21 protein-coding genes and 1 riboswitch are annotated in these 24329 nt (G+C 54.1%); of the genes, 13 read left to right on the top strand and 8 right to left on the bottom strand.

All coding sequences use genetic code 11. The annotated features are described in order from the left end of the window. Window positions 1-46: 46 nt before the first annotated feature. On the bottom strand, window positions 47-1381 hold the full coding sequence (locus tag VSX58_RS17075; protein WP_327619141.1) for an MFS transporter: 1335 nt from the start codon (window positions 1379-1381) through the stop codon (window positions 47-49). A 111-nt stretch (window positions 1382-1492) separates the two neighbouring features. Then, the gene (manD, locus tag VSX58_RS17080) at window positions 1493-2707 is read right to left on the bottom strand and encodes a D-mannonate dehydratase ManD (protein ID WP_327619142.1); all 1215 of its coding nucleotides are present in this window, start codon (window positions 2705-2707) and stop codon (window positions 1493-1495) included. A 1142-nt stretch (window positions 2708-3849) separates the two neighbouring features. Here manD and VSX58_RS17085 point away from each other — a divergent pair. The 3 genes from VSX58_RS17085 to VSX58_RS17095 are packed head-to-tail and all read left to right on the top strand — an operon-like array spanning window position 3850 to window position 6890. Beyond that, window positions 3850-4554: a 4Fe-4S dicluster domain-containing protein gene (locus VSX58_RS17085; RefSeq protein ID WP_327613038.1), complete on the top strand. Its 705-nt coding sequence runs from the start codon at window positions 3850-3852 to the stop codon at window positions 4552-4554. Then, the gene (nrfD, locus tag VSX58_RS17090) at window positions 4547-5509 is read left to right on the top strand and encodes a cytochrome c nitrite reductase subunit NrfD (protein ID WP_327619143.1); all 963 of its coding nucleotides are present in this window, start codon (window positions 4547-4549) and stop codon (window positions 5507-5509) included. Before VSX58_RS17085 ends, nrfD begins: the two co-directional genes overlap by 8 nt. A 4-nt stretch (window positions 5510-5513) precedes the next feature. Then, window positions 5514-6890, top strand: coding sequence for an MFS transporter (locus VSX58_RS17095; RefSeq protein WP_327619144.1), 1377 nt, complete (start codon window positions 5514-5516; stop codon window positions 6888-6890). 1 nt (window position 6891) lies between these two features. Here VSX58_RS17095 and alkB read toward each other — a convergent pair whose 3' ends face one another. Both alkB and ada read right to left on the bottom strand, forming a co-directional pair. Further along, a complete protein-coding gene (gene alkB, locus VSX58_RS17100) occupies window positions 6892-7551 on the bottom strand; it encodes a DNA oxidative demethylase AlkB (protein WP_327613149.1) in 660 nt (219 codons plus the stop codon). Next, a complete protein-coding gene (gene ada / locus VSX58_RS17105; RefSeq protein ID WP_327619145.1) occupies window positions 7541-8623 on the bottom strand; it encodes a bifunctional DNA-binding transcriptional regulator/O6-methylguanine-DNA methyltransferase Ada in 1083 nt (360 codons plus the stop codon). The genes alkB and ada overlap by 11 nt, the downstream gene beginning before the upstream one ends. 189 nt (window positions 8624-8812) lie before the next feature. Here ada and VSX58_RS17110 point away from each other — a divergent pair, with 189 nt between their 5' ends. Then, the gene (locus VSX58_RS17110) at window positions 8813-9493 is read left to right on the top strand and encodes a DNA-3-methyladenine glycosylase family protein (protein WP_327619146.1); all 681 of its coding nucleotides are present in this window, start codon (window positions 8813-8815) and stop codon (window positions 9491-9493) included. Between the two features lie 32 nt (window positions 9494-9525). On the opposite strand, the gene VSX58_RS17115 is transcribed toward VSX58_RS17110, so the two are convergent. After that, window positions 9526-9990: a multidrug/biocide efflux PACE transporter gene (locus VSX58_RS17115; protein WP_327619147.1), complete on the bottom strand. Its 465-nt coding sequence runs from the start codon at window positions 9988-9990 to the stop codon at window positions 9526-9528. A gap of 140 nt (window positions 9991-10130) precedes the next feature. Between VSX58_RS17115 and VSX58_RS17120 the strand changes: the two genes are divergently transcribed. The 3 genes from VSX58_RS17120 to tehB all read left to right on the top strand — a co-directional run bounded on the left by VSX58_RS17120 (window position 10131) and on the right by tehB (window position 14160). Next, a complete protein-coding gene (locus VSX58_RS17120; RefSeq protein ID WP_327619148.1) occupies window positions 10131-11012 on the top strand; it encodes a LysR family transcriptional regulator in 882 nt (293 codons plus the stop codon). A gap of 422 nt (window positions 11013-11434) precedes the next feature. Beyond that, complete coding sequence (fumA, locus tag VSX58_RS17125; protein ID WP_327619149.1) at window positions 11435-13078, top strand: class I fumarate hydratase FumA; 1644 nt, start codon at window positions 11435-11437, stop codon at window positions 13076-13078. A 221-nt stretch (window positions 13079-13299) separates the two neighbouring features. Next, entirely contained in the window at window positions 13300-14160 is an 861-nt protein-coding gene (gene tehB, locus VSX58_RS17130; RefSeq protein ID WP_327619150.1) for an SAM-dependent methyltransferase TehB, read from the top strand. A gap of 152 nt (window positions 14161-14312) precedes the next feature. Here the strand turns inward: tehB and ribB are convergent, their stop codons facing one another. Beyond that, entirely contained in the window at window positions 14313-14966 is a 654-nt protein-coding gene (ribB, locus tag VSX58_RS17135; RefSeq protein ID WP_327613029.1) for a 3,4-dihydroxy-2-butanone-4-phosphate synthase, read from the bottom strand. A 183-nt stretch (window positions 14967-15149) separates the two neighbouring features. After that, window positions 15150-15339, bottom strand: a riboswitch (FMN riboswitch). 433 nt (window positions 15340-15772) lie between these two features. On the opposite strand from ribB, the gene VSX58_RS17140 reads away from it, so the two are divergent. Together VSX58_RS17140 and ubiK are read left to right on the top strand one after the other, a co-directional pair. Next, on the top strand, window positions 15773-16717 hold the full coding sequence (locus VSX58_RS17140) for a VirK/YbjX family protein (protein WP_407654888.1): 945 nt from the start codon (window positions 15773-15775) through the stop codon (window positions 16715-16717). Between the two features lie 253 nt (window positions 16718-16970). Next, on the top strand, window positions 16971-17243 hold the full coding sequence (ubiK, locus tag VSX58_RS17145; protein ID WP_327619151.1) for a ubiquinone biosynthesis accessory factor UbiK: 273 nt from the start codon (window positions 16971-16973) through the stop codon (window positions 17241-17243). Between the two features lie 47 nt (window positions 17244-17290). Here the strand turns inward: ubiK and yjeH are convergent, their stop codons facing one another. Together yjeH and zipA are read right to left on the bottom strand one after the other, a co-directional pair. Then, window positions 17291-18550 (bottom strand): L-methionine/branched-chain amino acid transporter, encoded by a 1260-nt coding sequence (gene yjeH / locus VSX58_RS17150; protein ID WP_327619152.1) that lies wholly within the window; start codon window positions 18548-18550, stop codon window positions 17291-17293. 163 nt (window positions 18551-18713) lie between these two features. Further along, window positions 18714-19649: a cell division protein ZipA gene (gene zipA / locus VSX58_RS17155; RefSeq protein WP_327619153.1), complete on the bottom strand. Its 936-nt coding sequence runs from the start codon at window positions 19647-19649 to the stop codon at window positions 18714-18716. Between the two features lie 223 nt (window positions 19650-19872). Between zipA and cysZ the strand changes: the two genes are divergently transcribed. The 4 genes from cysZ to ptsI all read left to right on the top strand — a co-directional run bounded on the left by cysZ (window position 19873) and on the right by ptsI (window position 24250). Further along, on the top strand, window positions 19873-20646 hold the full coding sequence (gene cysZ, locus VSX58_RS17160; protein ID WP_327619154.1) for a sulfate transporter CysZ: 774 nt from the start codon (window positions 19873-19875) through the stop codon (window positions 20644-20646). Window positions 20647-20788: 142 nt separating this feature from the next. Then, entirely contained in the window at window positions 20789-21757 is a 969-nt protein-coding gene (gene cysK, locus VSX58_RS17165) for a cysteine synthase A (RefSeq protein ID WP_327619155.1), read from the top strand. A 447-nt stretch (window positions 21758-22204) separates the two neighbouring features. After that, entirely contained in the window at window positions 22205-22462 is a 258-nt protein-coding gene (gene ptsH, locus VSX58_RS17170; RefSeq protein WP_005971891.1) for a phosphocarrier protein Hpr, read from the top strand. 60 nt (window positions 22463-22522) lie between these two features. Further along, window positions 22523-24250, top strand: a complete 1728-nt coding sequence (gene ptsI / locus VSX58_RS17175; protein ID WP_327619156.1) for a phosphoenolpyruvate-protein phosphotransferase PtsI — start codon at window positions 22523-22525, stop codon at window positions 24248-24250. Window positions 24251-24329: the final 79 nt, after the last annotated feature.

Below are 24329 nucleotides of genomic sequence, written 5' to 3' on the forward strand. Positions count from 1 at the left end.
ATTATTTGCGGTATAGCCGGAATAATGCTGAAAGATAAATAATTAATTAATGCTTACCCCAGGAGTGCAGCTCGCGCTTTATTCGCTTAGGCGCCGTTTCAGGCATTAACAATAAACCGATGACGGAAATAATGCCCAACGTCATAACATATGCCGCCAGGCCATAATAATGGCCGCCCGTCGCCTGAAGAATCTTAACCGCCAATAATCCCAGCACGCCGCTGCCGATTAATGATCCTACCTGCCATATTAAAGCGATACCGCTGCAGCGAATATGCGTAGGGAATAATTCCGGGAAGAATGATGCCTGCGGCGCATAACACATACTGTGGCCGAGAGTTAATACAATAATCATCACAATCTGTGTTAACCAGTAGCTATCCTGATTAATTGCCAGAAAGAAAGGAACAATCATGACCACCTGAAGCAGCGCGCCAAGAATATAAATAGGTTTGCGGCCGAGTTTATCCGAAAGATGCCCCATTAAAGGTATTGCCATAATCTCCAGTATGACGGCGACGATCATGGTTTCCATTAATAACGTTTCGTCAAGATGGTTCGCTTTACCGTACGCCAGCACGATAACGGTAAACATGGCGAAGGTACACGCCTCGACAAGTTTGGCGCACACGCCTTTGGCAACGATGCCGGGAAAATCGCGAATGACCTCGATGACGGGACGGGATTCCGCCGCTTTAGTCTCTCTGATCTGGGCAAAAACCGGCGACTCATCAATTTTCAAGCGGATAAAAAGCCCCACGATGACCAGCAGCAGGCTAAGCAGGAAGGGAATGCGCCATCCCCACTCCAACATCTGCTCAGGCGAGAGCACCTTATTTAACACGGCGAATAAGGCCAGAGGCAGAAGGAAGCCTGTCGGCGCGCCAATTTGCACCCAACTGGCGAAAAAACCTCGACGCTCGGGCTGAGCATACTCGGCGGTCATCAGAACCGCCCCGGCCTGCTCCCCTCCCACGCCAAATCCCTGCAAGATACGGATCAATATTAATAATATAGGCGCCCAAATACCGATTTTTTCATAGGTAGGCAACAGACCAATACAAAACGTGCCTAATCCCACGATTAAAATAGTGATCACCAGCGCTTTCTTGCGACCGACTTTATCGCCGATATGCCCGAAGACGATTCCCCCTAGCGGCCGGGCAAGAAAACCAACGGCATAAGTGGCGAAAGCGGCCAAGGTGCTAATTAACGGATCCGAACTGGGAAAGAATAATTGACCAAAAAACAACACGGCAGCGGTGCCATAGGCAAAAAAATCATAATATTCCGCTGCGGTGCCGATCGCCGATGCGGTGGCTACCCGTTTTATCACCGGCGTATTATCATGAATATCTTCAACGTGGTTTACACTGGACATAATTATATTATTACCTTTTAAGAGATATTATGAGAGCGGCGCATTATTGAATATAGGTGTAGGTAAGATGTTCTATTCATTCATGCGCGATGATTACTGCATCTTTTCTGATTACCAATTCCACAAGGTGCCGTCTTCCAAACGCGCGACCGGCAAATAAGCGGGGTCATAGGGATATTTGGCCGCCAGCCTCTCATCAAACTCAATGCCCAGCCCCGGCCTGTCGCCCGGATGCATATAGCCGTTATCGAAGGCCCAGCCGTGCGGGAACACCTCCAGCATTTGCTCCGAATAGCCCATATATTCCTGCACGCCGAAGTTCGGCACCCAGAGATCGAAATGCAGCGCCGCCGCCATACAAATCGGCGACAGATCCGACGGGCCGTGCGAACCGGTGCGCACCTGATAGAGCGAGGCAAAATCGGCAATGCGGCGCATGCCGGTAATCCCGCCCGCGTGGGTAATGGTGGTGCGGATATAATCGATAAGCTGCTCTTCAATCAGCTGTTTACAATCCCAGATGCTGTTGAATACCTCCCCGACCGCGATGGGCGTCACGGTGTGCTGGCGAATTAAACGGAAACACGCCTGATTCTCCGCCGGCGTCGGATCTTCCATCCAGAACAGGCGATAGTCCTCAATGCTTTTACCAAAGCGCGCGGCTTCAATCGGCGTCAGGCGGTGATGCATATCGTGCAGCAGATGTTCGTTAAAGCCGAACTTGGCGCGCACGGACTCGAACAGCTTCGGCGTGAAATCGAGGTACTTCTCCGTGGACCATAGCTGCTCTTCCGGCCAGTCGCCTTTCGTCGCCGGTTCATACGCCACCCCTTTGCCTTTCGCCATCCCGTAGGTGGTTTTCATGCCGGGCACGCCGCACTGCACGCGAATCGCCTTAAAGCCCAGATCGCGATGTTTGGCGTAATCGTCCAGCACCTCATCAATGGTGTGCCCGGTGGTATGGCAATAGACCATCACGCCCGTGCGGGATGCGCCGCCCAGCAGCTGATAGAGCGGCATATCGGCGGCTTTGGCTTTGATGTCCCACAGCGCCATATCCACGGCTGAAATGGCCGACATGGTCACCGGACCGCGACGCCAGTAGGCGCCCTTATAAAAAAACTGCCAAATATCTTCAATCCGCTGCGCGTCGCGGCCGATAAGCTGCGGGCACAGGTGATCCCGGAGATAAGAGGCCACCGGCAGTTCGCGTCCGTTGAGCGTGGCGTCGCCCAGACCGATTAATCCGCTGTCGGTGGTGACTTTCAGGGTGACGAAGTTCCTTCCCGGGCAGGTAACAAACACTTCAGCGTTAACAATCTTCACGTTACTTATCCTTCTGTGCGTATAGCGGCTCTTTGCAATGACTACTACCATACAAGTATATAAACTAGCGTAAATTGAATCCTGTCACATTTATGCATTCAAGATCCGCCCGTAGCGGTGGATAGCCATGACGACGTTTTTTCAGCCAGAGGTGGGAAAAGGCGCGCAGGAAGCGTGGGAGAAACGACAAAGCAACGGGGAGCAATCCCGCTCGGCCGTAACGTTGCGTCGGCGCATGAAATAATGAAACCCGGCGTTTACCAAAAAAGCATTAATTCCATATCCCCGTATCACCAGAAGCCATTTTTTGAAAAAAAACAATTGTCGGTCACAAATTCACTATTTTAATTACCACTACATTAACAATATTTAAATAAACACGACCAATGCAAATGCAAACTATTTGCAAATCAGCCATTCATTATGACGCAGATCATTTAGTTGCTATTGAATTGAAATATTTTTGGAGTTATCCAGATAACAAGCAGTTATAATTGATTAAGTTCGTTTTTATATGGATATACAAAGAAATAAATGTGACTGGGAGCACAATTATCTCCGTGCCCCTATGGTCAAATAAAAACGAATAAAAAGAATATGAGCTATGGGTAAGTTAACCATCTGTTCCGGATTATTTTAAGTTATATCCTAAATAATTCGAGTTGCAGGAAGACGGCAAGCGAAGGACAAATTCGTCGGGAACGAATTTGACCAGCCAACGGCTGGCCTGCGGTGAGAGACAGGATGTCTCTCATTTAATCCCGATGAGCTTACTCAAGTAAGTGATTCGGGTGAGTGAGTGTAGCCAACGCACATGCAACTTGAAGCATGACGGGTATATAAAAATTACCTCTGATGCCAGATTGGTACCATTTTTCCCGATTAGGCTTTTTGTTGCATTGCTTAGGGATAATTTCGTTCGCCGCCAGGATGGTTCAAATCCAACAAAAACCTATGCCCGATAGATCTCAAGATGCGGCCGGCGGCAAACCGCATGCCTCTCCAGAGGCTCGACAGTTGGAGATGCATATAAAGGAAAACGACGCGGCTGCGGCGCAGAGGATAACGGGCGTATCACGATGATCAGCTGATATCGGTACCACTTTTCAGCATGGCTGTAGTTTCAATGTGAAGGTTATGTTATGGAAGAATTTTCTCGTCGTCGTTTTATCGCTTACCTGGGAAGCGCTATTGCTGTTACCGGGAGTTCCAGCCTCGCGCTCGCGCAGACTGCGGAAGACCCCGCCAAGACCACTAAACCCAAAGGCGTCAAATACGGTATGCTGCACAACGAGCAGCGCTGTATTGGCTGCAATGCCTGCGTAGGCGCCTGTAAAACCACCAACCATGTGCCTGATGGCGTCACCCGTCTGGAAATATTGAAAACCGTCGATATTCCCGCGGAAGGGAAGACCCGCGCATATAAGCAGTATTTTCGCAAATCCTGTCAGCACTGTGAAAATCCGCCCTGCGTCTCCGTCTGCCCGACCGGCGCGTCGTTTAAGGATGCGCTGACCGGCATCGTCGACGTCAATGATAAGCACTGCGTCGGCTGCCGCTACTGCATCGCCGCCTGCCCTTACCATGTCCGCTTCATTAACCCCGTCAGCAAAACGGCGGATAAATGTAATTTTTGCCGGGAAACCAATCTGGCGGCCGGGAAACAGCCCGCCTGTGTTGAAATATGTCCGACCAAAGCGCTGGTCTTTGGCGATCTGAACGATCCCGAAAGCGATATTTCAAAAATGATTCAAAGCAATCCGACCTACCGGTCAAAAGTTTATCTTGGCACCGAACCACAGCTTTATCGCGTTCCAGGCAGACGGGGAGAAATCGACAATGCTTAACGCCTTTCACTTTGACTCCCTGGTATGGGATTGGCCCATCGCCATCTATCTGCTGCTCGTGGGCATCTCCGCCGGGATGGTGTCACTGTCCATCTTGATTAAATATTATGTGCCCGCCGAATACAGCGGCAGCAATACCATCATCAAATCGACCGCGATCGTTGCGCCGCTGGTCGTTGTCGTCGGCCTGGTGATCCTGATTTTTCACCTTACCCGCCCGTTAACATTCTGGCACCTGATGATTTTCTACAATCCCACGTCCATTATGTCGCTCGGGGTGATGCTATTTCAGGTCTATTTTGTGGCGATCGCCTTATGGATTATCAGCCTTTACCGCGAGGGGCTGCTCCATCTGATAGAAACCCGGCTGCGCCGTCCGCGCTTGACCGCGCTGGCGCAAAAGGTCACTGCGGCGATCGCCGGCAAGGCCGGATGGATTGAGAAAACGTTGCTGGTGCTGGCCATTCTGCTCGGCTGTTATACCGGTTTCCTGCTCTCCGCGCTGAAATCGTTCCCCATGCTGAACAACCCGGTTCTGCCCGTGCTGTTTCTGGCGTCCGGCACCACTTCCGGGATTGCGGTGGCGATGCTGGTCAACGCCATGAGCCGCAATCACTCCGCCAATAGCGCGACCATCCACTTTATTCATAAAATAGAGAATCCGGTGGTGTACGCCGAACTGTTCCTGTTGTTCGCCTTCTTCGTCGGCCTTTTCCTCGGCGGCGGGCAGAAAACGGTGGCGGCGCATACCGCGCTCAGCGGATTCTGGGGCGGGGTATTCTGGATCGGCATCATCGGCCTAGGGATCGCCGTACCGTTAATCGCCAGCTTTATCCGCGGCAAACAGCATCAGTCCGGCAGAGGCGGTCTGATCGCCATGGCGGCATTAAGCCTGTTCGGGGTGTTTCTGCTGCGGCTGTTCGTGCTCTACGCCGGACAAATGACGGTGGCCTAAACCGATGAATACGTCATGGGTCCTATTCTGGATTGCATCCATCACATTTTTCATGCAATCCCTGGATACCACCATGCTGTATGTCTCCATCCCAGCCATTGCCGGTTCGCTGCACCAGCCGGTGCTGCGTATGGAAACCATCGTGATTTCCTACGTCATCACCGTGGTCGCGTTTACGCCGGTCAATGGCTGGCTGGCCGAACGTTGCGGTGAAAGAAAAACCTACCTGCTGGCCATCGGCATATTTATGCTGGGGTCGCTGCTGTGCATCACCGCGGACTCCGTCATCAGCCTGAGCGCGTTTCGTTTTATTCAGGGGATCGGCGGAGCGCTGATGCTGCCTATTATCAGAACCGTGATCTTAAGAACCACGCCGCAGTCAATGAAGCTGATATTCCTTAACCGCATCACGCTGCTCGGCTTATTGGGAACCATGATCGGCCCGGTGCTGGGCAGCGTGCTGGTCGATCTGTTTTCGTGGCGCGTCATCTTTATCGCCAATATTCCCCTCTCCCTAGCCTGTCTGCTGCTGGCGCGAAAACATATTCCCGACGAAAGCGTCCCCATGACGCGGCGCGCCGATCCTTACGGCCTGGTGCTGATGGTATTAATGCTGTTTATGGCCGCGTTCACGCTCACCGCCATGCCGAAAAACATCATCCCCGCGCCGCTCGCCCTGCTGCTTTGCCTATCGGCGACGGGTTTGGCGTACCTTTACTTCAAGCGGGACATCACCAAAAGAGAGGCGCTATTTCCCGCGGAACTCTTTGAGATAAGAACGTTCTCCATCGGCATCCTCGGCGGTATTCTCACCCGGGTGCTGTTGTCATCCACGCCGGTCGTGCTCTCATTGATGCTGCAGACGACCCTGGAGTGCAAACCGGTTGAAACCAGTATTATTCTGCTGCTTTTCTCCACCGGCGCGCTGCTGTCGAAAATGATTTTCGAACCGATGATCAGGCGAACGGGCTACCGTAGGCTGCTGATGATCACCACCGGATTTACCTCGCTGTTCATTCTTGCCTTGAGTTTCGCCGTGCAGGAAAAATCCATGATGCAGATCGGCGTCATCGCCGCCATCCTCGGGATATTGATTTCGACGCTGCATTCGGCGGAAAACACGCTGGCGTTCAGCAACCTGAACAACGCCACCTATAATAGCGGCAATAACCTGCTGACCATCACGCAATTAATCTCGGTCATGATCAGCATGGCGCTCACCTTTCCGGTGCTGCGCTTCCTGTCCCGCTATGAGATCGCCTTGAATTTAAACAGCTTCAGCCTACTGTTTTTACTACTGGGGATTGGGTTGCCGATCTGCTGCCTGGTATTCAAACGTCTGAACGAAGAGGACGGCCACCACTTCATCCACGGCAGATGATTCAGCGCCCCGCTTTACGAAACGTCAGGTTAAAACGGCACATTCCCGGCAAAAACGCGGGCGTCGATCCGGCCTTCAGCGGCAAAACGCCGTGGTAGCGCAGCCGGGATTCGCCGCCCCAGACCAGCGCATCGCCATGCGCCAGCGGCAGGCGCTGCGTCCGGTCGCCGCGCCTCATGCCGCCCCACAGAAACATCGCGTTCAGCCCCAGGGAGAAAGAGACGATAGGCTGCCGATAGTCACGCTCATCCTTATCCTGATGCAGCGATAGCCGGGCGCCGACATCGTAACGATTAATCAGGCAGGCGTCCGGTTCGAAACCGCTGAAGCCGGCTTCGCCTGCGGCCTCTTGCGCCAGTCGGGAAAAGAGATCCGGCATCGCCGGCCAGCGTTGCCCGCTGAGCGGATCGATGGGGGAGTAGCGATACCCCGTTTCATCCGTTACCCAGCCAAGCGGTCCGCAGTTGCTCATCGCCACCGACATGGTATAGCCGCCCGGCGTTATCATATGGCGCAGCGGCGCGCGCGCGGTAACCGCATTAATCGCCGACATCAGCTCCGCCGCCTGCCGGTAGACGAAAGCGCGCAGAATAACCGCGCCGGGAGCCAGCCGTTCCGTCCGGCGCTGCGGCTCGTCCTGCTCAAACAGCTCAAGATTCATCACCGGTGACGCCCCCCGCTTCTTTCGCCAATAGCGCCTTCTTACGCTCCACGCCCCAGCGATAGCCCGACGGCGAGCCATCCTGACGCACCACCCGGTGACACGGGATCGCCACCGCCAGGCGATTCGCGGCGCACGCTCCCGCCACCGCGCGCGACGCGGCGGGTAAACCGATGCCGGCGGCGATAGCGCCGTAGCTGGCCGTTTCGCCGACGGGAATATCCCGCAAAGCCTGCCATACCCGCTGCTGGAAGAGCGTGCCGCGAATATCAAGCGGCAGCGCCAGTCCGATTTTCGGGGCTTCGACAAAGCCCACCACCTGCGCCATCCGTTGCTCGAAGGCGGCGTCGCCCCCCAGCAATCGCGCATTAGCGAACATCTCCTGCAGTTCATTCACCAGCTGCTGCGGGTCGTCCCCCAACAGAATGGCGCAAATCCCCCGTTCGCTTTCGGCCACCAGAATATCGCCCACCGAACAGACGCCGACGGCGAAGCGGATCGTCATACCCTGCCCTTTGCGCCGAAACGTTTTCGGCGTCATCCCCAGTCGCGCGGCGGACTCAGCGTAACAGCGGCCGGTCGAACGGTAGCCGGCATCCAGCATCACAGCGGTAATCTGGCCGTTTTTCATCAGTTGGTCGCGCAGCTGCCGCTGCCGCTGCGCGTCGGCATACTGTTTCGGCGTGACGCCGGTGAGGGTTTTAAACAGACGGTGAAAATAGAACGGGCTTAGCCCGACATTTTGCGCCAGCGCCTTCAGCTCCGGCGCCTTGTCGGCCTGCTCGATAATCCGACAGGCCCGGGCGATCTGCCGCGTATGCTGCTCTTCCCGCGATATCCGCCCCTGGCGGCAGCGCTTGCAGGGACGAAACCCCGCCGCCTGCGCCTCGTCGGCGGTGGCGAAGAACAGCACATTTTCGCGCTTTGGCCGGCGCGACGCGCAGGAGGGCGCGCAATATACGCCGGTCGTTTTTACCGCGTAAATAAAGCTGCCGTCCGCCGCCTTATTACGCGCCAGCACCGCCAGCCAGCGTGATTCGTCGCTCTTATGGAGGTCATCGACAGGTTTCATGCTTTCGCTCCCACATGAGAAATTACGTCAGTGTTATTTCAAACCATAAGATGAATACCCATCCCGCACACGTCCAACTCTTGCTTTTTAATTCCGCGGCGCTGCACTGCCGATGACAATCGCACTATACTGCCATCTGCGCCCGGCGTTTTAACGCTTAATACTATCACCAGACAGGCCAGTTCGTTTATGACATCCCATCGCCAGCAGGACTTCCACCGGCGGGCCATAGCCCATCTTGGTTCGCTTAACGAGCGCTGGGCCCGGCTGATATCCCATATCGGCGACTGCCGCCACCGAACCGCGCCGCACAGGGAGCCCTACGAAGCATTGATTCGCGCGGTGGCGTACCAGCAGCTGACCGCCCGCGCGGGCGATGCCATGATGGCCAAACTGCTGCGCGTTTATGACTCCGCCGGGCACAGCTTTCCCAGCGCGGAGCAAATCGCCGCCAGTTCCGCCGATACGCTAAGGGAGTGCGGCTTTTCCGCCCGGAAGGCCGACACGCTGCATGCCATCGCTCAGGGCGCGCTCAGCGGATTGGTTCCCACCCTGCGACAGGCGCAAACAATGAACGACGAAGCGCTTATCGAACGCCTCTGCGCCTTAAAAGGCATCGGGCGCTGGACGGTGGAAATGTTTCTGATTTACTCGCTTGAACGCCCGGATATTATGCCGCTGGACGATCTGGGGATTAAACAAGGGCTGCGCTATGTTTACGATCTACAGGCAACGCCGACGCGTCATACCCTGCGCGAACTGAGCCACGCCTGCCGCCCTTATCGCACCATCGCCTCCTGGTACCTGTGGCGGACGCCGTCGCTGCCCGACTACCAGGAATTCAAAAAAACGCTGCGCCAAGCCCGCTGAAGCCCCCGCGCAAAGCTATCGCGCGAGGCCGATCAGCGCGGGCGGGAGCTCGCGGACACAGGGCGCGCGCGCTCGCTTCGGCGACGACCAACCCGCGCCCGCAGGCTATCGTAGAGCCAGTTGTAGGCCACGGTATAAGGCAGGAAAAACAGGAAAAAGCCGATCTCGACCTTCAGCGCCTGCCACAGCGTAATATTCAGCATCCACGCCGCCAGCGGCAGGCCGATTAATATAAATCCGCCTTCAAAACCCAGCGCGTGGCCTATCCTCACCGGCAGACGCCGTTTAAACCGCTCGGCGGGCCAGAGCCGATCGAATACCGTGTTATAAATAATGTTCCACACCATCGCGACGCTGGATAACATGATCGCCAGCGCCCCGATAGCAAATACAGGCTTATCCAGTATCCAGGCGCCCGCCGGCGCACAAATCAGCAGCGCGATAAGTTCAAAGCCCAGCGCATGAATAATACGTTCGCCTACCGTTTTCTTTTGCATGACACATTCACTTTTTAGCTCGGACATGGTTAACGATTCTCTGGTTACGGCCGCTATTTTTAGCCGTTCCACGTCTATTCTCATCGTAATAACTGATAGAATAAAATTAGAAACCATCGGAAAAAGCGATATATCAAGATATGCGTTACTCACCGGAATCCCTACTGGCGTTCACCGCCGCCATCAACACCGGATCGTTTTCGGCCGCCGCCCGGCATTTGCATAAAAGCCAGTCCACCATCAGCGGCGCCATCGCCAATCTGGAAGCGGATTTAGGGCTGATCCTGTTCGATCGCTCCGGCCATCAACCGGTTTTGACGCCGGCGGGCAAAAAGATACAGGCGTATGTTCAGGCGATCCTCTCCGCCAGCGAAATGCTGGATGAAGCGGCGATCAGGCTGGCCGCCGATATCGAGCCCCGCCTGACGTTCGTGCTGTCCGACACCTGGAAAACCGCGCATTACGAACCGGTGCTGCACCGCTTCGCGCGGCGTTTCCCCGATATTGAATTTGAGTGTCTGATTGCAGAAGATGACGATGTGATCGATTTGCTGCAGTCGCGGCGCGCCCACGTCGGGCTGGTGCGCGCGCAGCCCGCTTATCCGCCGGACATCGCCACTTCCCGCTCGCGGATAAAAACGGAAATGGCGATATTCGTCGCCGCGACCCATCCGCTGGCGGCGGAAAAAAATGCGACCCGCAGCCAGCTCGCCACCGTGCGCCAGCTCTATCTGAACACCTATAAACGCAGCGACAGGCTGCAGGTCGAAGGCGTCGCCTGGTCCGCGCCGTCCTACCTTATGCTGCTGGAGATGGCGGAGCAGGGTTTCGGCTGGAGCATTCTGCCGCGCTGGCTGGTTTCACAGTTCGGACACCGCAATTTGGTGGAGCTGAACATTGCGGGCTGGCCGCAACTCATTGATGTGGATATCGCCTGGTCCAAGCCCTATCCGCCGGGACCGGCGGGGCTATGGATGATCGATAATCTGCTGGCGCAGCAGGAAAGTGCCGCAATACCCTAAATTCATTTTTTAGGCGATAAATTTAAAAATAAGGGCTAATAAAATGATTATTAGCCGCAATCGCCATCTATATTTTAATTAAAAAAATTAAAATAAATAAATTAACAAAGCAGGTATTAATAACACATCCTGTTTGATTACAAACATTTTACTTTTTCATTTAACCGCAAATAAAACGATGTTTGCATGATTTTCTTATCAAGAATGTGATGCAGCAAAGTAGCGTCTCCCGCCGCAAAACCCTACTATTCCAGGGTATATTACTTTGTATTCACGCCGAATGACGAAGAGCCTATCCCCATTACGCCTACTGGGATAGGCGCTAGGCCGCGGCGATAACGCCTGATACAAAAGTCATTAATAAGAAAATGCATCATACGGAATCTAATCCTACTAATAATATCAACGCAAGTGAGAAAAAAATGTCGAATAAACCCTTTTATTACCAAGATCCTTTTCCACTCGGTGAGGATGACACCGAATATCGCCTTCTTAGCAGCGACTTTGTTTCCGTTACGCAATTCGAAGGCCAGGATATTCTCAAAATCGATCCGCAGGCGCTGACCCTTCTCGCCCAGCAGGCCTTCCATGACGCCGCCTTCTTTTTACGCCCCTCTCATCAGCAGCAGGTCGCCGCCATTCTTCACGACCTGGAGGCCAGCGAAAACGATAAATATGTCGCCCTGCAGTTTCTGCGCAATTCCGAGATTGCCGCTAAAGGCATTCTGCCGACCTGCCAGGATACGGGCACCGCGATTATTGTCGGCAAAAAAGGCCAGCGGGTCTGGACCGGCGCCAATGACGCCGAAGCGCTTTCCCATGGCGTTTACAACACCTTTATCGAGGATAACCTGCGCTATTCGCAGAACGCGCCGCTGGATATGTATAAAGAGGTCAATACCGGCACCAACCTGCCGGCGCAGATCGACCTCTACAGCACCGAAGGCGAAGAGTATAAATTCCTGTTTGTCAGCAAAGGCGGCGGCTCCGCCAACAAGACCTATCTGTACCAGGAAACCAAGGCGCTGCTGAACCCCGAGAAACTGAAATCCTTCCTGCTGGAAAAGATGCGCACGCTGGGGACGGCCGCCTGCCCGCCATACCATATCGCCTTTGTTATCGGCGGCACCTCCGCCGAAACCACGTTAAAAACCGTGAAGCTGGCGTCGACCAAATATTATGATGAACTGCCGACCGAAGGTAATGAACACGGGCGCGCCTTCCGCGATCTCGCGCTGGAGCAGGCGTTGCTGCAGGCCGCGCGCGACCTCGGCCTGGGCGCGCAGTTCGGCGGTAAATATTTCGCTCACGACGTGCGCGTCATCCGTCTGCCGCGCCACGGCGCGTCCTGTCCGGTCGGGATGGGCGTTTCCTGTTCGGCCGACCGCAATATCAAGGGTAAAATCAACCGCGCAGGGGTGTGGCTGGAGCAGCTTGAACACAATCCGGGTAAATATATCCCGGAAGCGCTGCGTAAAGCGGGCGAAGGCGAAGCGGTCAAAATCAACCTCAACCGCCCAATGGCGGAAATCCTGCAGGAGCTGTCGAAGTATCCGGTATCGACCCGCCTCTCGCTGACCGGCACCATCATCGTCGGCCGCGATATCGCCCATGCCAAAATGAAGGAGCGCCTGGATAACGGCGAAGGTCTGCCGCAATACATCAAAGATCATCCGATCTACTACGCCGGCCCGGCGAAAACCCCCGCCGGCTACGCCTCCGGTTCGTTAGGCCCGACCACGGCCGGACGCATGGACTCTTACGTGGATCTGCTGCAGGCCAACGGCGGCAGCATGATCATGCTGGCGAAAGGCAACCGCAGCCAGCAGGTGACCGACGCCTGCCACAAACATGGCGGTTTCTATCTCGGCAGTATCGGCGGCCCGGCGGCCATTCTGGCGCAGAACAGCATCAAGAGTCTGACCTGCGTGGAGTACCCGGAGCTGGGAATGGAAGCGATCTGGAAGATTGAAGTGGAAGATTTCCCCGCCTTTATTCTGGTTGATGATAAAGGCAACGACTTCTACCAGATAATCCAATCCTCTCAATGCGCGGCATGCCGTTAAGCCCATAGCGGACCCGAAACGCCCCGGCAACGCGTCGGGCGTTTGTATCCTCAACCCTGTCTTGGCCGCCGGCCTCAACGCGGCTTCCGCGCCGGCCGCAGTAAAAAGAGTTTTCCTCACCTCTCGGCTGACGCAAATAATGCATTTTAAATACATATTTGTGGTCAGACGACTCGCCAGTTTATAAACTAGCGGCAATAAAACGGATACACGAGGTAACGATGCAAGATCTTATCTGCTATAAAAAAATGCCGCGCTGGAACAGCCATACGCTGCCGGCCGCTTTTCAGGAAAAACACAACACCCAGGAAGGAACCTGGGCCAGGCTCGTCATTCTGCGAGGAGAGATGACCTTTTCCCTGCTGGATGAAAACGGCGCTACGCTGGAAACCTTCCACTTCTCCGAACAACAGCAACCCCCGTTTATTGCACCCCAGGTATGGCACCGTATCGTTTCCTTTTCCGCCGACCTCGAATGTCAGCTGGGCTTTTTCTGCACGCCGGAAGATTTTTACGCCAAGAAATACGGGCTTTCCCGCACGCATTCCGAAGTCATTAACGCCATGCAATATATCCAGCCCGGCAAAACGCTGGACTTAGGCTGCGGCGGCGGGCGTAACGCGCTGTATCTGAATCTGCGCGGCTTTGACGTCACCGCCTACGATAAGAACGACAGCAGCATTGCCGCGTTAAACGACATCATCAAAAGCGAGGCGCTGCAGAAAATTCAGGCGCAGGTTTACAATATCAATCTGGCGGAAATCAAAGAACGCTACGATTTTATTCTCTCCACCGTGGTGTTCATGTTTCTGGATCGCCACCGCATTCCACACATTGTGCGCAATATGCAGGAACATACGACGCCGGGCGGATATAACCTGATCGTCGCCGCCATGTCGACCGAGGATTACCCCTGTCCAATCCCGTTCTCCTTTACCTTTAAAGAGGGGGAGCTGAGGAACTATTATGCCGGTTGGCAGATAATCAAATATAACGAGGAGATCGGCGAACTGCATAAAACCGACGAAAACGGCAACAGAATAAAACTGCGTTTCGCCACGCTGCTGGCAAGGAGAGCCTAAACGCGTATGGGAAGGCGTCGGCCGGGCAGGATAAAAGCGGCCGACAGATTTCTGCGCGCCATTATTGAAGAGGCGAAAGCCTGGGCTAATCGTCCAGGCCTTCGTGAATTACCGCCTTAAGATATGGCGCGTCCCCACGAGGGGAAATGACTTTAGCTGGCCTTGCGTTCCGCCGCCTGACGGTACGCCACGATATCTTCAATCGTTAATACCGGCATATTGTGCTGTTTGGCGAAGGCGATGACCTGCGGCGCGCGCGCCATGGAACCATCATCGTTGGTCAGTTCGCACAGTACGCCCGCCGGCTTCAGCCCCGCCAGCGTAGCCAAATCGACGGACGCCTCGGTGTGTCCGCCGCGGGTTAACACCCCGCCCGGCTGAGCCCGCAGCGGGAAAACGTGTCCGGGGTGGCTCAAATCGCTCGGTTTGGCGTCATCGGCGATTGCCGCGCGAATGGTAGTGATACGATCGGCGGCGGAGACCCCCGTGGTGACCCCTTCGGCCGCTTCGATCGTGATGGTGAACGCGGTCTGATAGTGGCTGGAGTTATGCTCCACCATCATAGGCAATTCCAATTGCTGACGACGCTCTTCCGTCAGGCATAGACAAACAATGCCGCTGCCGTGGCGGATCGTCAGCGCCATCTGCTCCACGGTCATGTTTTCAGCGGCAAAGACCATGTCGCCTTCGTTTTCACGGTCTTCATTGTCCAACACCAACACGCCTCGGCCTTGACGTAAGGCATCAAGCGCGTGTTCCACACGATCAAGCGGAGTGCCAAATTCAGAAAGTAATGTCTGATTCATGGTAAAAAACCTCGATGTTATTATGGATTACCAGAATCAGGGCGAGACTAAGGAGTTACCGTCACAACAAACCGCATTGCAATGGCTAAAAAATAACGCGAGTGGGTATAACTATATAATCAATATAATCAACAATCACCATCGTGCGACTACCCGATGATTATATAATTACCCGACAGGTACCGTTACTCTCTCCCGTCCGGACTCTAACCGTCGGCCCCGGAATTGCACCGGATCTGCTGACCTCACGCCGGCAAACCGAATCTTCGTCGGAAAACCAAACGGTGAGCGCTCGCGGGCTTCCAACGCGTATATAACGTCATACGGCCGGTTTACCGCCGGTGGGGAATTACACCCCGCCCTGAGAATAAGCGGGTTCACTATAGCGCCAATGAAGTAGCAGGGCAATTGATCGGCAACAAGAAATGTGATGATGACGGGGAATTATCGCCCGCCGATCCATCCTGATTTCAGCGGGCGCGCGGGCCTATCGCCGGGCGCCGCGCGTTAACCGAATCTTGATACTCTCTTCACAATACCTTGGGAAACCTCAGGCTTAATAAAGCAATAAAGAGTCTGCTGGCCGTTCGGGATGTCCACCTCGACGCAGCCAGTGTTATTTTCCTATGGATATCAATCTGATAAGCATTAACACCCCAGACCGATAAATGACGTTTAGCATCAGGCGTGGCGCTGTTTTTTCGTATCCAAACCGGCGTTTAAAGCGCCCGCGCCGTCTCGTATCGGAACATGAATGTCTTATCTCGCTATTACGTATCCTCTTGCATAAAACAAAGGTTTTTATCGTGTCTCAATTCGCGGATTCTCTCCCGGAAAACAGAATTAATAACGGCTGGCAGTTAATGACTGCGTTGATGAATGGCGACCTGATACCGAGTCAGACATGGAAAAAACTGCCTTTCCGTTTGAAGTTTCTATGTCGCTCGCTATTTAGCTGGCACCTTACCATGGGTCTCTCGGATATGCTGGCATCCAACTTTTTGATGGAGCGAATTCTGCATGCGCAACCCGACCTGCCTTGCAAACTGCACCGCCCGTACCTGACGTCAAAAATGAGCAAACTCGAAAGCTTATTGGCATTACGCGACCATTACACCCTGATAACCCAGCGCATGCCGTTGAAACTGCTGCTGGCGTGCCTAAATGAAGAACCGGCGATCCTCGGGAAAGCCGCGGATAAGCAGGGCAACGCGATCATGCTGAAAATGTCATCCAACGATAGTCTGAACAGAGAAGGGGAAATCACTTTATCGGCGTGTAACGCGAATGGCGTTATCCTGGCCAACATCACCTTTACGCTAATGAACTATTGCCTACGCCCCACGTTATTTATCGGCGGTCTGCAGGGGCCGCGCCGGGAAGTGCCGCATAGCGACATTCATGAGGCGACCAAAGCGTGTTACGGACTGTTTCCCAAACGGCTGGCGCTGGAAGGGATTTGCTCATTAGCGCACTATTTGGGCATCGAGCAAATCATCGCGGTGGACAACGGCGGCCATATCTACCAGAACTGGCGTTATCGCCATAAGAAAAAAGACGAATTACACGCCGATTATGACGAATTCTGGTCATCTATCGGCGGGCGCCAAATGGCGTCCGGGTATTTTCAGTTGCCAACGCACATTCCCCGCAAACCGATCGAAAGCATCGCGAGCAAGAAGCGCGCTGAATACCGTCGCCGTTATCAGCTCCTTGATGAACTGGAGCATGAAATGTCCAGGTGGTTTTGATAGCCCTCCCGATGAAGCGTATCAGCGCCGCGCCGGTTTTATCGCGGCGTTGTCGCATTTGTTCTCATCAGATATCGGGGATCAATGCTATGATCGTCATAACTCGGTCCGCCTGGCGAGCAAAACGTTTGGCTATTGGGCCATTCGCTGCGCCAGAACAGCACCCCCTTCACGCGATCGACTATTTTACAAAGCGATTTAGCATTACACTGAACCGCATGTTCATCAGATATAACATAATCAGGAAAGCGCCATGATTGACTCGAAGAAGATTGAACAGATCGCCCGTCAGGTGCATGAGTCCATGCCGAAAGGCATCCGGGAACTGGGCGACGATGTGGAGAAAAAAATTCGTCAGGTATTACAGGCGCAATTCAGCCGTCTTGATTTAGTCACTCGCGAAGAGTTTGACGTACAGACTCAGGTACTGCTGCGCACCCGTGAGAAAATCGCCCGCCTGGAGCAGCGCCTGACCGAATTGGAAGCGAAATCCGCTGACGCCGAGAAGCCGGCGGACGACGAATGAGCCTCATCGTCATCGACGCCGCCGGCCGCCGCCGGCGTGGTCTTGAATTAATGCAAATGCAGCGCCGGCCGCGTTTGTCTACGCGGCAGAAAAACCCAAAGCAGCGCCAGCATAATGAGCGCGTAAAGCGATTTCCAGCCAATCATCAATAACAGCGCGCAGCAAAGCAGGCTGCCGATCATCGCCATCGCTCTGGCGCGCCCTTTCAGCAAACGCCATCCCGACAGCATGCACAGCAGATAAATCGAAACGAAAACCCCGTTCGCATAGACGATAAGCTGTTCAAGCGGCAGTTTTAGCCAGTGAATCAACAGACAGCTCGCCACGCAACTCGCCACCACCACAGAGAGCGCATTGGCCGGCGCCTGACCGGCGGAGAGCTTAGCCAGCGCGCTGCCCTCCGGCGCCTGCGACCATACCAGCCGGGCGAACCCCTGCGTATAAATATTCATCGAAGCAAAACAGGCCAGATATCCGACGCTACAGGCGATCCACAGCCCCCAGTCGCCGAACAGTCGCACGACGACACGCGGCAGAGACGACGTCGCGCCCCAGTCTTCCCCGTAGGCATGAAAATGCAGCACGGCAACGGTGCATCCCCAATAAACCGCGCCGGCCACCAACATGCCTATCAGCAAAGCCCGGGGGAAATCGCGCTCAGGGGAGCGAAACTCGGCCGCCATATGGGCGAAAGCCTCCAAACCGACAAAACACCAGAACATCACCGCCAGCGAACTAAAGGTATCCGGCCAGGAGATCGCGCTGATAGCCGGCAGGTCGATATGGGTCGGGCTAATGCCTCCGCGCCACCAGATGGCGATCACCAGCCCCACCACCAGCACGGCAATAATGAACTGAATATTGCCGCTCGCACCTGCGCTGCGCATTCCCAGCAGCCATATGCCGCCAAGCGTCAGTAATTGCACCAGCAACAGCTCATGCGGGCCCCAGCCGAACGCCGCCTGCCAGAAACCGGCGGCGATCTGTAACGCGGCGGGCAAACCGAGCGGAATAACCGACAAAAATAACCAGCCGCTGACCCGCGCCAGGCGAGGGCCAAACGCCAGGGAGACAAAATGGGCGGTTCCGCCGGCATTGGGAAAATGCTGCCCCAGCGCCGCAAACCCGATAGCGATGGGAAAAACCAAAAGAATCATCAGGGGCCAGGCCCACAAACTATCCTGCTGGGCAATTTGAGCGACCAGCGCCGGTACGGCGAAAACCCCGGTTCCCAGCAATGAGGTTGAAAGTAAACCCACGCCTTGAATCATCCCCAGATTCTGTTTTAACCCTGTTGCTTCACTCACGGCTATTAACCCTATTTCCCACTATTTCGCTATCACCGACAATCGGTGGGTAACCCATAAAATAAAAAATCGCCGGCGACGGCCCAAAGAGGACGGGCTGTTCGCGATCGCCATAAAAAAAGCCTCCCAAAACGGAGGCTTTCAAACAACGATTCGTCCCGTGTCAGCTATTGGCCTTCATCACATCTCGAATGCGCGCTTTATAGGATTCGACTTTCTGCGGCGTCATCATTCTGCGTTCGTCGTCAAGCACAACGCCGCCGACATCATCCGCAATACGCTGCGCCGATTGCAGCATAAGTTTGAAGTTCTGACCGGCATCGCCATAAGAAGGCACCATCATAAACATGGATACACCGGGCGTGGTGAAATCCGACATTTCATCCGGATTAAACGAACCCGGCTTCACCATGTTGGCCAGGCTGAACAATACCGGGCCGGCGCCAGCCGGATTGACGTGACGATGGAAAATATTCATTTCCCCGAACTGGAAACCCGACTGCAGCACGCTTTGCAGCAACAGTTCGCCGCCGATAACGCCGCCCTGATGAGCGGCGACATGCAGAACCAAAACCGCTTCTTTCGACTGTGCGTTCTGCTCGGTTTCCGGCGCAGAAGAGGCGGTCGAAGACGCTTTATCCTCCGGCTCATCATCCGCAGACAGGGGAGCATCGGAAAGTATCGACGTTTCTTGTGGCGGCATATCCAGCTTAGGTTCAGCGCTTCTGGGGCGCCCGCCGCCTTGCATCTGGGAACGCGGGGAATCAACCGGGGTGACTTCGTCCAGCAGCGGATCGTATGACGGCTCTGATTGCGCGGATGTCGGTCCAAACGGCGACTTGGCTCCCTCGCTATTCGATCCATAGCTGCCCAGCGGAGGCTCGTTCTGCGGACGCCCGCTCTTCACGCGGACTTCGCCGACACCTTCATCAAGCTCCTCAAGCGGGGTTTCATCGCGCTCTTTTTTCAAACGCTTGACCGGACGATCGCGAAAAAGGGACGAACGCTCTTTACGACTCGTCCACAAGCCGTGCAGTAACAGCGCTATTATAGCGATCGCGCCAACGACGATTAATATCAGACGCAAGTCCTGCATCATTGCTATCCCAATTGTTCCAATACATTGCCACCACGGCAAAGACTTATATACCACTAACTCTATTTGCCTGCGTACACAAGTGCAAGTCTGCGCGCTACTTTATGACAATAAAGATAGATATAACGCATTTTTTTGCTGTTTTTTCATCCAAATGCAGACTGGTCAGTATAAAATCATCCCGATATGATGCAGCCATGCATAAACAACAGAGAACCCTGACTTCATGCCTTATTTAAAACCGGTTGATAAGCCGCGCAGCGGTATTCACTATTTCCTCGAAGGTTGGCGTTTGATTTCGCTGCCCGGCATCCGCCGTTTCGTTATTCTGCCTCTATTGGTCAACATTGTGCTGATGGGCGGCGCCTTCTGGTGGCTCTTCACGCGCCTCGGCGACTGGATCCCGCAGGCCATGAGCCATATTCCGACGTGGCTCCAGTGGCTTAGCTATCTTATCTGGCCGATTGCCGTACTATCTATTTTATTGATTTTCGGTTATTTTTTCAGCACCATCGCCAACTTCATCGCGGCGCCGTTCAATGGCCTGCTGGCTGAACAATTGGAGGCGCGGCTGACCGGCCAGTCGTTGCCCGACAGCGGTATTCTGGACATTGCCAAAGATACTCCGCGCATTATGAAGCGGGAAGTGCAGAAGCTGGTTTATTACCTGCCGCGCGCCGTCGTTCTACTTTTACTCTATTTTATACCGGGCGTCGGACAGACCATCGCGCCCGTGCTGTGGTTCCTGTTCAGCGCCTGGATGCTGGCGATTCAGTATTGCGACTACCCTTTTGATAACCACAAAGTCAGCTTCCCCGCCATGCGTCAGGCATTGCGCCGGCATAAAGTGACCAACCTGCAGTTTGGCGCGTTGATTAGCCTGTTTACGCTGGTTCCGTTTTTAAATTTGGTCATTATGCCCGTGGCGGTTTGCGGCGCGACGGCGCTATGGGCCGAGCGTTACCGCACGCTTTCCGCCGTGCGGCCGAAGCAGCGGTGAGAGCCGCGCCAATGTTTCACCTTGTAATGAAAACTTATTTCTTAAGAACATAACGATATAGCAATTCTTTACTTCACTGCCGGAGGCGAACGAGTATTCTCTCTATGTTCGCAAAAATTTCATACAGTTATAAGGACGGGCTATGAGCAAGATCTACGAAGACAATTCTTTTACAATCGGCCATACGCCGCTGGTTCGCCTGAACCGTATCGGCAACGGACGCATTCTGGCTAAGGTCGAATCCCGCAATCCCAGCTTCAGCGTTAAATGCCGTATCGGCTCCAATCTTATCTGGGATGCGGAAAAACGCGGAGTGCTGAAAAAAGGTGTCGAACTGGTCGAGCCTACCAGCGGTAATACCGGTATCGCTTTAGCCTACGTGGCCGCTGCCCGTGGTTATAAACTGACGCTGACCATGCCCGAAACCATGAGTATCGAACGGCGCAAACTGCTGAAGGCGCTGGGCGCTAAACTGGTGCTCACCGAAGGCGCGAAGGGCATGAAAGGCGCCATCGCCAAGGCGGAAGAGATTGTCGCCAGCGATCCCGAACGCTATCTGCTGCTACAACAGTTCAGCAACCCCGCCAACCCGGAAATTCACGAAAAAACCACCGGACCGGAAATCTGGGAAGATACCGACGGCGCCGTTGACGTCTTTATCGCCGGGGTCGGCACCGGCGGTACGCTGACCGGGGTAAGCCGCTATATCAAGAATACCAAGGGTAAAGCCATCACCAGCGTGGCGGTGGAGCCGGCGGACTCTCCGGTTATCAGCCAGGCGCTGGCGGGCGAGGAGATAAAACCCGGCCCGCATAAGATTCAGGGGATCGGCGCCGGCTTCATTCCGGATAACCTCGATCTCAAGCTGATTGACCGCGTAGAAAAGATTACTAACGAAGAGGCCATCAGTACGGCTCGTCGCCTAATGGAAGAAGAGGGCATTCTGGCAGGCATCTCTTCAGGCGCCGCGGTTGCCGCCGCGCTGAATCTGCTGAAAGAGAAAGAGTTTGAAGGTAAAACCATCGTGGTTATCCTGCCCTCTTCCGGTGAACGTTACCTGAGCACGGCGCTCTTCGCAGACCTCTTTACCGAGCAAGAATTGCAGCAATAAGGTTACCGCGCCCTTACGGCGCCAGGTAAACCGGATGTTAAAAAAGCACCTGTTCAGGTGCTTTTTTAGATGCATTTTTGTGGCGTAGTTCAAACTTTCCATCATATGTGGATTGCTTTTCTGGCTTAAGTCTAGTATTTAACCGAACAATTATTTCGATGCGTGAAATTAATAACCGCCGAGAATGACTCTTCGCTGAATCGATTTAAACGACGCGGCGATGGTTGTATCGTCATTTTGCTATCCGGTTCAAAGAATGATTTAGATTCAAGAACCAGATGATGTTTGGTGGTATTTTATTCAGGAAATACTTTTGCGTTTCCTTGCCGCATCCCGGCCTGCCCCTGTAACATAAATCAGGAGCTAACCACACAGGCTAAAGTTCAGCGTATGCGCTAAACTTTAGCTCCACAACGTCAATCTAATCCATAAGTTGGGGAAAACAGAATGTTCCAGCAAGAAGTGACCATTACCGCACCGAACGGCCTGCACACTCGTCCTGCTGCTCAGTTTGTCAAAGAAGCCAAAGGCTTCACTTCAGAAATCACCGTAACGTCCAACGGTAAAAGCGCCAGCGCGAAAAGTCTGTTCAAGTTGCAGACGCTCGGCTTGACTCAGGGTACGGTGGTGACTATCGCCGCAGAGGGCGAAGACGAACAGAAAGCTGTAGAACATCTGGTAAAACTAATGGCTGAGCTTGAGTAATAGACAAGCCTTACGGACAAGCCTTTATTAGTGGACATCAGAATCGAGTAAGGTAGGGTTATGATTTCAGGCATATTAGTATCACCGGGTATCGCTTTTGGTAAGGCACTTTTGCTGAAAGAAGATGAAATAGTCATCAACCGGAAAAAAATCTCTGCTGACCAGGTAGAGCACGAAGTTGAACGTTTTCTGACTGGCAGGGCCAAGGCCTCGAAACAGCTGGAAGCCATCAAGATCAAAGCGGGTGAAACGCTTGGCGCTGAGAAAGAAGCCATCTTCGAAGGCCACATCATGTTGCTGGAAGATGAAGAGTTCGAGCAGGAAATCATAGCCCTGATTAAAGAAGAGCATGCTTCTGCCGACGCGGCTGCGTTTTCGGTTATTGAAAACCAGGCTAAAGCGCTTGAAGAACTTGACGACGAATATCTGAAAGAGCGCGCGGCGGACATGCGCGACATCGGCAAACGTCTGCTGAAAAACATTCTGGGCATGACGATTATCGATCTGGGCGAAATTCAGGATGAAGTCATTCTGGTCGCCGCCGATCTCACGCCGTCCGAAACCGCCCAGTTGAATCTGAAAAAGGTTCTGGGCTTTATCACCGATTTCGGCGGCCGGACGTCCCACACCTCCATTATGGCCCGCTCATTGGAAATCCCGGCCATCGTCGGCACCACCAATGCCACCAAACAAATCCAAAACGGCGACTTCCTGATTCTGGACGCGGTCAACAACAAAATCTATCAGAATCCATCGGCCGAAGTTATCGACGAATTAAAAGCCGTTCAGGAAAGATACGATACGGAAAAGCATGAGCTCGCCAAACTGAAAGACCTGCCGGCAATCTCGCTGGACGGCCATCAGGTGGAAGTTTGCGCCAATATCGGAACCGTGCGTGATGTCGCCGGCGCTGAGCGTAACGGCGCAGAAGGCGTCGGCCTGTATCGTACAGAATTCCTGTTTATGGATCGCGACGCTCTGCCGACGGAAGAAGAGCAGTTCCAGGCTTATAAGGCCGTGGCCGAGGCCGTTGGCGCCCAGGCCGTTATCGTGCGTACCATGGACATCGGCGGCGACAAAGACCTGCCGTATATGAACCTGCCCAAGGAAGAGAACCCATTCCTTGGCTGGCGTGCGATTCGCATCTGCCTGGACCGTAAAGAAATTCTTCACGCCCAGCTGCGCGCCATTCTGCGCGCCTCCGTATTCGGCAAGCTGCGCATCATGTTCCCGATGATCATCTCCGTTGAAGAAGTGAAGACGCTGAAAGCCGAGCTGGAAATGCTGAAGGCGCAGCTGAGAGAAGAAGGTAAAGCGTTCGACGAATCCATTGAAGTGGGCGTGATGGTTGAAACGCCGGCGGCGGCGGCCATCGCCCATCATTTAGCGAAGGAAGTTGACTTCTTTAGTATTGGGACAAACGACTTAACCCAGTATACTCTGGCAGTTGATCGGGGTAATGAGCTGATTTCTCATCTCTATAACCCGATGTCCCCAGCAGTATTGACCCTGATTAAACAGGTGATTGACGCATCCCATGCCGAAGGTAAGTGGACAGGAATGTGTGGTGAGCTCGCTGGTGACGAACGTGCTACACTACTGTTATTGGGAATGGGTCTGGACGAATTCAGTATGAGTGCGATCTCTATCCCACGCATCAAGAAAATTATTCGTAATGCGAATTACGAAGATGCGAAGGCGCTGGCGGAACAGGCGTTAGCCCAACCGACTGCGCAAGAGTTGAGCAACTTGGTGAGCCGCTTTATTAAAGAAAAAACGCTCTGCTGAGTCCGCGCTGCCCTGAATAATTCAAGTTGCGGGAAGACGGCGACGTAACGAATCCCTGGGAGCCTACTCAAGTAAGCGA

The sequence above is a fragment of the Brenneria populi genome (assembly GCF_036016195.1).
Lineage (GTDB): Bacteria > Pseudomonadota > Gammaproteobacteria > Enterobacterales > Enterobacteriaceae > Brenneria > Brenneria populi.